The sequence below is a fragment of the Pseudomonas sp. CCC4.1 genome (genome assembly GCF_035019225.1).
GTDB classification, from domain to species: Bacteria; Pseudomonadota; Gammaproteobacteria; order Pseudomonadales; family Pseudomonadaceae; genus Aquipseudomonas; species Aquipseudomonas bubulae.
The window spans coordinates 1-8,927 of sequence record NZ_JASJWL010000101.1 but is presented as its reverse complement, the minus strand read 5'-3'; the positions used below and the strand labels follow the sequence as shown (position 1 = coordinate 8,927).

The window sequence follows — 8,927 nt, the reverse complement described above, 5'->3', positions numbered from 1 at the left end:
AGATGTGTATAAGAGACAGCCACCCAAACCCAAACCGCCAGCTCCCAGGCCGCCGCCACCCAAGCCCAAGCCGCAGGTGGTCAAGGCCGTACCGACACCACCCAGGCCTCAGCCTGTGCTGCAAGCGCCCACGCCTGCACCCGCTACGGCCCCCCCTGTAGCGCCAGCCAGACCGATTGCCCAGGCCCCGCGCGCCAACCCGGCAGACCTGGAGAGCCGCTATATCGCCCGGCTGCTGGCGGAGCTGGAGAAATACAAGCAATACCCGCGAGGTCGCGAGGCTTCACTGCAACGCCCGCAAGGCAATGTGGTGGTGTGGTTGCTGGTTGACCGTAGCGGCAAGGTGCTCGACTCGGGCATTGAAAAGAAGGCGACCAATATGCTGCTCAATCGCGCCGCACAAACCAGCTTGCAACGCCTCGATAAAGTTGTGCCCTTCCCCGAGGAAAGTTTCTCGGGCAAGGATAAATACCGTTTCAGCGCCACGCTTGTATACAACACAGAGCCATAACTAAAGCACGTCAGCTCTGACACTTACGCTTAGGGGAAACTGTTTTGAAACTCAATACTTTATTCGCAACGCTACTGGCCGTTGGGGTTGGCGGCTGGACGTTATCAACGCTCGCAGAAGATACCGTTGATATAGGCAAGGTTAATGTCACCGGACAGAGTCTGGGTAATGGGCTTATGGTCGAAGAAGACAGCGCCAAGGGCCGCTCGACCGTAACCAAGGAAGCGATGGACGAAATGGCACCGACTGCCAACGCCATCGACAAGCTCAAGTACACCCCCGGCATCAACGTTTCCAGCACCGACGCATCAGGGGTAAGCGGCACCAGTTTCACCATGCGCGGGATGAACTCCGACCAGGTCGGCGTCTCCTCGGACGGTATCCCGATCAACGATTCCGGGGACTATGCGGTGTATGCCAACCTGCTCGGCGACCCGGAAAACCTCGGCGAAGTCTTTGTCACCCAGGGTTCTTCGGAAATCGACGGCCCGCATATCGGCTCCAGTGGCGGCAACATTGGCCTGGTCACCCTGCGCCCGACCAAGGACTTCGGCGTCTTTGTCAAACAGTCGGTCGGTTCCAACAGTTTGAACAAGTCATTCGCGCGGATTAACACCGGTGATTTGAATGGTTTTAAAACCTTTGTCTCGGCGTCCCATACAGAAGGCGAAAAGTGGCGCGGCAAAGGCACCGTACGCGCCGACAGGGTTGAGTGGAACACCTTGTTCGAAGATGGCAATGGCAACTCGACCAATGCCATCTTCAAATACAGCACCCAGGAAAACTACAACTACAACACCCTGAGCAAGGCACAGTTTCAGAAGTCGGGCCGTGGCCTCGATTATGCCGAAATCCCGATCTACAACAGCAGCGGCAAGTTGACCCAGTACTACAAGATCAACCGCAACCCGTTTGAAAACGCATCAGCCACCCTGACCCAGCGCTTTCAGTTGCGTGACGACCTGGCGCTGACCATCGCACCCTACTACTTCTGGTCCAATGGCGGCAGCTTCAGCGGCCAATCGGCGACCGGGCTGTCTTCGACCAGCGACAAGGCCGGCAACTTTGACCTCAGCGGACTGGCCTACGACACCTACTACCGCCCATCATGGACCGAGAGCTGGCGCCCTGGCGTGACCACCAAACTGAAATGGGACTTCAACGAAGCCCACAGCATCGATGTCGGCTACTGGTATGAACGCGCCCGCCAGCGCCAGACCCAGCCTTTTATCAGCATCACCGAAAACGGTACGCCGGATGATATCTGGGGCGACTACAACAGTGGCAACCAGCTCACCGACAAAAATGGCGCCACGGTACAGGGCCGTCACCAGTACACCGTCACCCCGGCACAGAAAATCTGGGCCCAGGACGTGTGGACGGTCACCCCTGACCTGACCCTCACCGGCGGCATTGCCTACCAGTACGTCGAACGCGATGGCAACAACCTCGGCAGCCTGTACAGCGCTCCCGAAAAGCGTGATGCCAGGTACCACGAGTTTTTGCCCAACTTCAGTGCGCGCTACCAGATCAACGAGCAGCACCAGGCGTTCTACAACGTCACCCGCAATATGCGTACGCCGCCCAACTACGTGCTTTACAACGCCGGCGACTCCATCAGCCTGGCCCCGGAACTGAGCTGGAACCAGGAACTGGGTTGGCGTTTCACCCAGGACGACATGCTGCTGAGCGCCACCCTGTTCCATATCTCGTACAAGGATCGTCAGCTGTCGACCACCAATGCGGACGGTGACTACGAAATGCTCAACGTCGGCAGCGTGGTCAACAAGGGTCTGGAACTGGAGTGGAGCGGCCTGCTGCCCTACAACTTCAACTACTACACCTCTTACACCTATACCAGCGCCGAGCAGCAGGATGACGTGACCACACGCAACAAGGAACTGCCCACCTCCGGCAAGCAACTGGCCAACGTGCCGAAAAACATGCTTAACGCCAGCCTGGGTTACGACAACAAGCGCTACTACGGCAACGTGGCCGCCAAGTATGTGGGCAGCTACTACGGCGACCTGACCAACGACCAGGAAATCTCCGGGCGTACCACCTTCGATATCAACGCCGGGGTGCGCCTGCCGGTGGACAAGAAGATCCTCAAGTCGGCGGCCATCCGCGTTTCGATGCTCAACGTGTTTGACAAGGAGTACCTGTCATCGGCGCGCACCGTGGTGCTCAACGCTGCACCGGTCAACGGCGTCAGCGCCGCCACGCCTTACTACAACGTCGGTGAAGAACGCACTGCCATGGTCTCTTTCGAAGCCAGCTTCTGACCTTGCTCCCCGGGCCTGCCTGCACGGCAGGCCCGGACCATAAACGCATCTGGAGGATTACTCGCATGAACATGAATCTGCTCCACGACATCACCTTCTACGTCATGTACGGCGCCGCAGCCCTGGCCGCTTTTGTGGTCGTCGAACGCTGCATCTTCTTCAGCTACTCGCTGCGCAAGGCGCGTCAGCTGGTGCCTGCGGTCAATGGCAAAGTCCGCAGCATCGCCGACCTGCCTGCCGGGCTGACCGCGCGCGACAGCCTGCCCCTGCAACTGCTCTCGCAGATCTACGACGGCCGTCGCCAACTGCATTCGCACCAGGAGCTTGAAGACCTCGGCCAGGCCATTTACATCTCCATGCGCGGCAAGCTGTCCCACAGCCTGTGGATCCTCGAAGCCGTGGTCGCCGGTGCGCCGCTGCTGGGCCTGCTCGGCACCATCATGGGCATCATCGACACCTTCAAGGCACTGGCCGAGGCCGGTGTTTCCGATCCGGGCGAAGTGTCCCGTGGCATCGGTACGGCGCTGTACGCAACCGCACTGGGGATCTCCATCGCGCTGGTGGGCATGGTCTTCAATAGCCATCTGCAAGATCGCCTTGAACTGATCAATGACCACCTCAAGATGCTTTTGCTGCGCGCAGGCCTGGGCACGCAATACGTCACCTCGTCAGCACCTGCCGCCGCCACTGCTGGCCAGCCACGTACCGCCTGACCGGCACCAAGGAGCTTGCATGTCGAATCTTCTCTCGCGTCTGCGCAGTGCCAGTATGGTCATCCCGGCAGCATTGGTGCTGGCCGCCTGCCAGCAACCGGTCAAGCCGGTCGCTATCAATATTGCCGCGATCAACGATTTTCACGGCAATCTGGCCGCCACCCCGTTCACCTACACCGATGCCACGGCACCGGCTGGCAAAGTGTCGCTCAAGGCGGGGGGTATCAACGCCCTGAGCGGCGTGGTTGGCGAACTGCGCAAACAGGACCCGCAACTGCTGTTGATTGGTGCGGGCGACATGATCGGCGGCAGCCCGCCGATGTCTTCGATGTGGGCCGATGAGCCGACGCTCGAAGCCCTCGGCGAACTGGGGCTCAAGTTCAGTGTGGTTGGCAACCATGAACTGGATCTGGGCAAACTGGAGTTGCAACGCCAGATCAATGGCGGCTGCGTGTCGCCGCGCCCGGACAAGGCCTGCCAGTTTGACAACAACTACAGCGGCACGCGCTTCCCCTATATGGCGGCCAACCTGATCGACGCGCAAACCGGCAAACCACTGCTGCCTGCTTACCGTATCGAGCAGGCCAACGGCGCCAAAATCGCCTTTGTCGGCGCGGTGTTGCGCGACCTCCCGGCCTATGTAAGCCAGCAGAGCATGGACGGTCTGTACACCATTGACGAGGCCGAGGCGATCAACGCGCAACTGCCCGAACTGCGCAAACAAGGGGTGGATGCCGTGGTCGCGGTGATCCACCAGGGCGGTGAAACCACCGAACGCTTCGACCAGCAGGATTGCAGCCAGCTCAAGGGCGATATCGTCGATGTGGCCAGGCGTCTGGACCCGCAAATCAAAGTGGTGGTCACCGCCCACACCCACCAGGGCTACCTGTGCCGCCTGGGCGACAAGCTGATCACCCAGGGCAGCTCGTTCGGCCGCCTGCTGACCCATATCACCCTCACCGTGGACCCGGTCAACCACCAACTGCTCGATGCTAAGGCACAAAACATCGTGGTTGACCCCGCGCGCTACACGCCGCTGCCAGAAATTGCCGCGCTGCAGGCCGATATTGAAGCGCGCAGCAACGAACACCTGAACAAACCCGTGGCCCGTATCGCCACCCGCGAAATCAACCGCACCCTTAACGACGCTGGAGAATCGGCCATGGGCGACCTGATCGCCGATGCACAACTGCACGCCACCCGCGCCCTGGGCGCCGAGGTGGCACTGACCAACCTGGGCGGCATCCGCACCGACCTGATGCTCGAACCCGGCCAGCAGCACCTGAGCTATGGCCAGGTAGCCTCCGTGCAACCGTTCAACAACACCCTGAACATCCTTACCCTCAGCGGTGCCCAGCTCAAGCAATTGCTGGAGCAGCAATGGCAGAACAACGGCTTCGGTTTTTATCCCCTGCAGCCATCGGCCACCCTCAGCTATCGCTGGGATGCCAGCAGGCCCCAGGGCCAGCGGATCATCGCCGACAGCCTGAAAATCGATGGCAAACCGGTGCTACCCGAGCAGACCTACCGGATCACGGTCAACTCGTTTATGGCCGGGGGCGGTGACAACTTCAGCGTACTCAACCAAGCCAGCCAGCGGGTGGATACCGGCCTCAACGATCTCCAGGCACTGGTCGATTATCTGCAAGCCCAGGACCGCGCCGGGCAGCCAGCGGGAGCAAGCACGCCACAACAACGGATTGAAAAAGTTGCCCAGACCCTGGCTGACGTCACCGCGAGCAACGCCCCATGAACCGCAGCCCCGAAGCTCAGGCGCAGTACGAGCGCCTGTTACCTGAAGCGATCGCCGCAGCCGGGGCAGCCTGGTGCCCGCACTCGAACTTCCCGGTGGGTGCGGCGCTGCTCACCGCCGATGACCGGATCATTCGCGGCTGCAACGTCGAGAACGCCTCATACGGCCTGACCAACTGTGCCGAACGCGGCGCCCTGTTCAGCGCCATTGCCCAGGGCCATACACCTGCCAGCTTCAAGGCGATGCTGGTGTATGCCCCGAACGTGGCGCTGATCTCCCCGTGCGGCGCCTGCCGTCAGGTCATGCACGATCTGATGAGCCCTCACTGCGTGGTGTATTGCGTCGGCCACGAAACGGCGGCCGCCCGCGACTGGACGGTCGAGCAATTGCTGCCCGGTGCCTTCGGTTTCTGAACCGGTGCGATCTTGATGCGTGACATACGGGAATCTGGTCAATGAGTTTCGTTGGAGTGGTGGTATTGATTCTCCTGGCGGTGCTGCTGTCCAGCAACCGCCGGGCAATCAAGTTGCAGACCGTAGGCGGGGCATTTGTATTGCAGGCAGGCCTGGGTGCCTTCGCCCTCTATGTGCCATGGGGCCAGGCAACGCTGGCTGCGATCAGCGATTCGGTTGCCCTGCTGCAAGACTATGGCAATGAAGGCATCAGCTTTGTCTTCGGCCCTCTGGCAGGTAGCAAAATGAGCGAAGTGTTTGGCAGCCAGGGCTTTGTTTTTGCGATCAAGGTGCTGCCGCTGATTGTGTTTTTCAGCAGCTTTATCGCCATCCTTTACTACCTGGGCATCATGAGTGTGGTGATCCGCGTGATTGGCGGCGGCTTGCAGCGGGTGCTGGGCACCAGCCGTACCGAGTCGATGTCGGCCACGGCGAATATATTTGTCAGCCAGTCCGAAGCGCCCATTGTGGTGCGCCCGTTTCTGGACGGTATGACCCGCTCTGAACTGTTCGCGGTGATGGTCGGCGGCATGGCTTCGGTCGCAGGTTCGGTGCTGATCGGCTATGCCAGCCTGGGCGTGGAGCTTAAATACCTGATTGCCGCCAGTTTTATGGCTGCCCCCGGCGGTTTGCTGATGGCCAAGCTGATGGAGCCGCAAACCGCTGAACCGCGCGACAACTTCAGTGACATCGAGGTATACCCCGACGATAAACCGGCGAATGTCATCGACGCCGCCGCACTGGGGGTCAGTAACGGCCTGCAACTGGCCCTTAATGTGGGCGCGATGCTGCTGGCCTTTATTGCCCTGATAGCCATGCTCAACGGCATCCTGGGCTGGGTGGGCAACTGGTTCGGTTTTGCCCACCTGAGCCTGCAACTGATTCTTGGCCATGTGTTTGCGCCACTGGCTTTTGTCCTCGGCGTACCGTGGAGCGAGGCCATGACGGCAGGCAGTTTTATCGGCGAAAAACTGGTGCTCAACGAGTTCGTCGCCTATGTCGATTTCGCGGCCTATCTTGACCCGGTCCAAGCCGCTGCCAAAGGCATCCAGGTACTGTCGGGGCCCACCCAGGTGATCGTCACCTTTGCCCTGTGCGGTTTTGCCAACCTGTCGTCGATCGGCATCCTGCTCGGCAGCCTGGGCGTCATGGCGCCCTCGCGGCGTCAGGATATCGCCCGCCTGGGCCTGCGCGCAGTAATTGCCGGGACCCTGTCCAATCTGATGAGTGCTGCGTTGGCGGGGGTGTTTATTTCCCTGTGAAGCCCGCCCCCATAAACAAGCCTGCATCCCCCCTCACAGACCTTTATGCCTGGATAGACTGCCAATGAAACTGCTGCGTACCCATTTACTGATCGTCGTCTGCACCCTGCTGCTGACCGCCTGCGCCAATCATGTCGAGCCTGAAGCTGGCCGGGTCTCACTAATGACCTGGAACGTCGAAAACCTGTTCGACACCGAGCACGACAACGGCAAGGACGACTTCGCCTACCTGCCCCTGAGCGTCAAGCGCGCGCACCCGGAGTACCTGGCCAGTTGCACAAAAATCGAAGTCCCGGCGTGGCGCAAGGAGTGTGAAGAAAACGACTGGACCCCGACTTTGCTCGATGAAAAACTCAAGCGCCTCAGCGCGGTGATCAAACAGATCAATCAAGGCCGCGGGCCGGATATCCTGATGCTCAACGAAGTTGAGAACATCAAGGTTGTCGAGCAACTCAATGCCCGCCTGAACACGTCCGGCTACCAGACCCGCGTACTGATCGAGGGCTGGGACGAGCGCGGTATCGACATCGCAGTACTCAGCCGTTTGCCTCAATGGGACACCGCCCGCCTGCATCCAGTGCCCTACCAGGCGCTGGGGAATGATGACCCGGCACGGGTGAGCAAAACCCGGGGCATTCTCGAAGTTCGCCTGTTGTTGCCTGATGGCCAGAAAGCGGCGATTTTCTCCCTGCACCTGCCCTCAGGCGGTGCGCCGGGCTACCTGCGCCAGCAGGCCGTCGCCTACCTGGCCCGGCTCAAGCGCGAACTACCGGACGATGTACTGCCCATTGTCGGCGGCGACTTCAATATCAATGCCGGCGAAGAACAGCAGCACGGCTATATCGCCAAAGACCTGGCCAGCACCTGGGCGGTGTCCCAGTTCATCGGCTGCGAGGGCTGCAAAGGCAGTTACTACTACCACAGCAAACGCGAGTGGTCGTTCTTCGACATGCTTCTGTTCCCGCCACAGATGACCGCTGCCAGCGGTTTCAATGGCTGGCAGGTTGATCCGCAGAGCATTCGCCTGGTGTACAGCAGCCCTTATCAGGTCAACCGCTGGGGCACCCCGGCACGCTTCGATGGCGCCCGTCATGCCCAGGGCGTATCGGATCACTGGCCGTTGTACGCCGAGATTTTCCGCACAGCGCCCCCTGGCCATTGACCTATGCTGTGTCGTCAGCCGCAGCCCTCTCCTGTCGTGATAAATCAGGTACTCGATGAGCAACCCGAAAGTAAAGATCCGCCGCAAAAACGTCGAAAAAATCCTTTTGGCCGCAGAGAAAGTCTTCGCCGAACAAGGCTATGCCGGGACCAAGATGGCCGATATTGCCAAGCAAGCCGCACTGCCGCGCTCCAACCTGCACTACTACTTTTCCACCAAGGACGAGCTGTACCGCGAAGTTCTGGTCAACCTGCTGGACACCTGGGGGCTGGAAGGTGCCTGTTTCGAAAAGTTCGACGACCCGCGGGTGGTGCTCACCAGCTACATCATGGAAAAGATGAACCATTCACGCACCCGTCCCCACGGCTCCAAACTGTGGGCCAACGAAATCATGCGCGGTGCACCGATGTTCCAGGACATGCTCGATGAGCATATGGCCAAGGGTGCCAAACTCATGGAGCAGAAAATACGCCAGTGGGTGGACGAAAAACGCATCAACCCGGTGGAGCCTTCAGCGTTGTTGTACATGATCTGGGCTTCGACCCAGCACTATGCCGACTTCGACTATCAGGTCTGCGCACTCAACGGCCATCAGCCGCTGTCCGACCAGCAATACCATCAGGCGGTACAGACCATCACCTCGGTAATATTGCGCGGGGTGGGGCTGAGCCTGTAGAAACTCGGTTGACGATCAGGCCCTCCTGTGGGAGCGGGGGCGCGGGGGGGGGGGGGTGTGGGGCCCGGGGGGGGGCCCCACCGGTTTTTTGTGGTGGGGGGGAGGCCCCCCCC

At 60.3% G+C, this 8,927-nt stretch carries 8 protein-coding genes; all 8 read left to right on the top strand.

What is annotated here, in order from left to right:
* Positions 1-511: energy transducer TonB (locus tag QN377_RS22670; RefSeq protein ID WP_323567667.1), on the top strand; the 511-nt coding region annotated here is incomplete at its 5' end.
* 44 nt (positions 512-555) lie between these two features.
* On the top strand, positions 556-2,796 hold the full coding sequence (locus QN377_RS22665; protein ID WP_095018009.1) for a TonB-dependent receptor family protein: 2,241 nt from the start codon (positions 556-558) through the stop codon (positions 2,794-2,796).
* A gap of 65 nt (positions 2,797-2,861) precedes the next feature.
* Positions 2,862-3,509 carry a MotA/TolQ/ExbB proton channel family protein gene (locus tag QN377_RS22660; RefSeq protein WP_095000357.1) on the top strand — a complete coding sequence of 216 codons (648 nt, stop codon included), beginning with the start codon at positions 2,862-2,864 and terminating at the stop codon, positions 3,507-3,509.
* Between the two features lie 19 nt (positions 3,510-3,528).
* A complete protein-coding gene (locus QN377_RS22655; protein WP_095018010.1) occupies positions 3,529-5,262 on the top strand; it encodes a bifunctional metallophosphatase/5'-nucleotidase in 1,734 nt (577 codons plus the stop codon).
* Complete coding sequence (locus QN377_RS22650) at positions 5,259-5,675, top strand: cytidine deaminase (RefSeq protein ID WP_095018011.1); 417 nt, start codon at positions 5,259-5,261, stop codon at positions 5,673-5,675. The genes QN377_RS22655 and QN377_RS22650 overlap by 4 nt, the downstream gene beginning before the upstream one ends.
* A 41-nt stretch (positions 5,676-5,716) precedes the next feature.
* A complete protein-coding gene (locus tag QN377_RS22645; protein ID WP_095018012.1) occupies positions 5,717-6,976 on the top strand; it encodes a NupC/NupG family nucleoside CNT transporter in 1,260 nt (419 codons plus the stop codon).
* Between the two features lie 64 nt (positions 6,977-7,040).
* Complete coding sequence (locus tag QN377_RS22640) at positions 7,041-8,138, top strand: endonuclease/exonuclease/phosphatase family protein (protein WP_095018013.1); 1,098 nt, start codon at positions 7,041-7,043, stop codon at positions 8,136-8,138.
* A gap of 55 nt (positions 8,139-8,193) precedes the next feature.
* Positions 8,194-8,814, top strand: a complete 621-nt coding sequence (locus QN377_RS22635) for a TetR/AcrR family transcriptional regulator (protein ID WP_095018014.1) — start codon at positions 8,194-8,196, stop codon at positions 8,812-8,814.
* Positions 8,815-8,927: the final 113 nt, after the last annotated feature.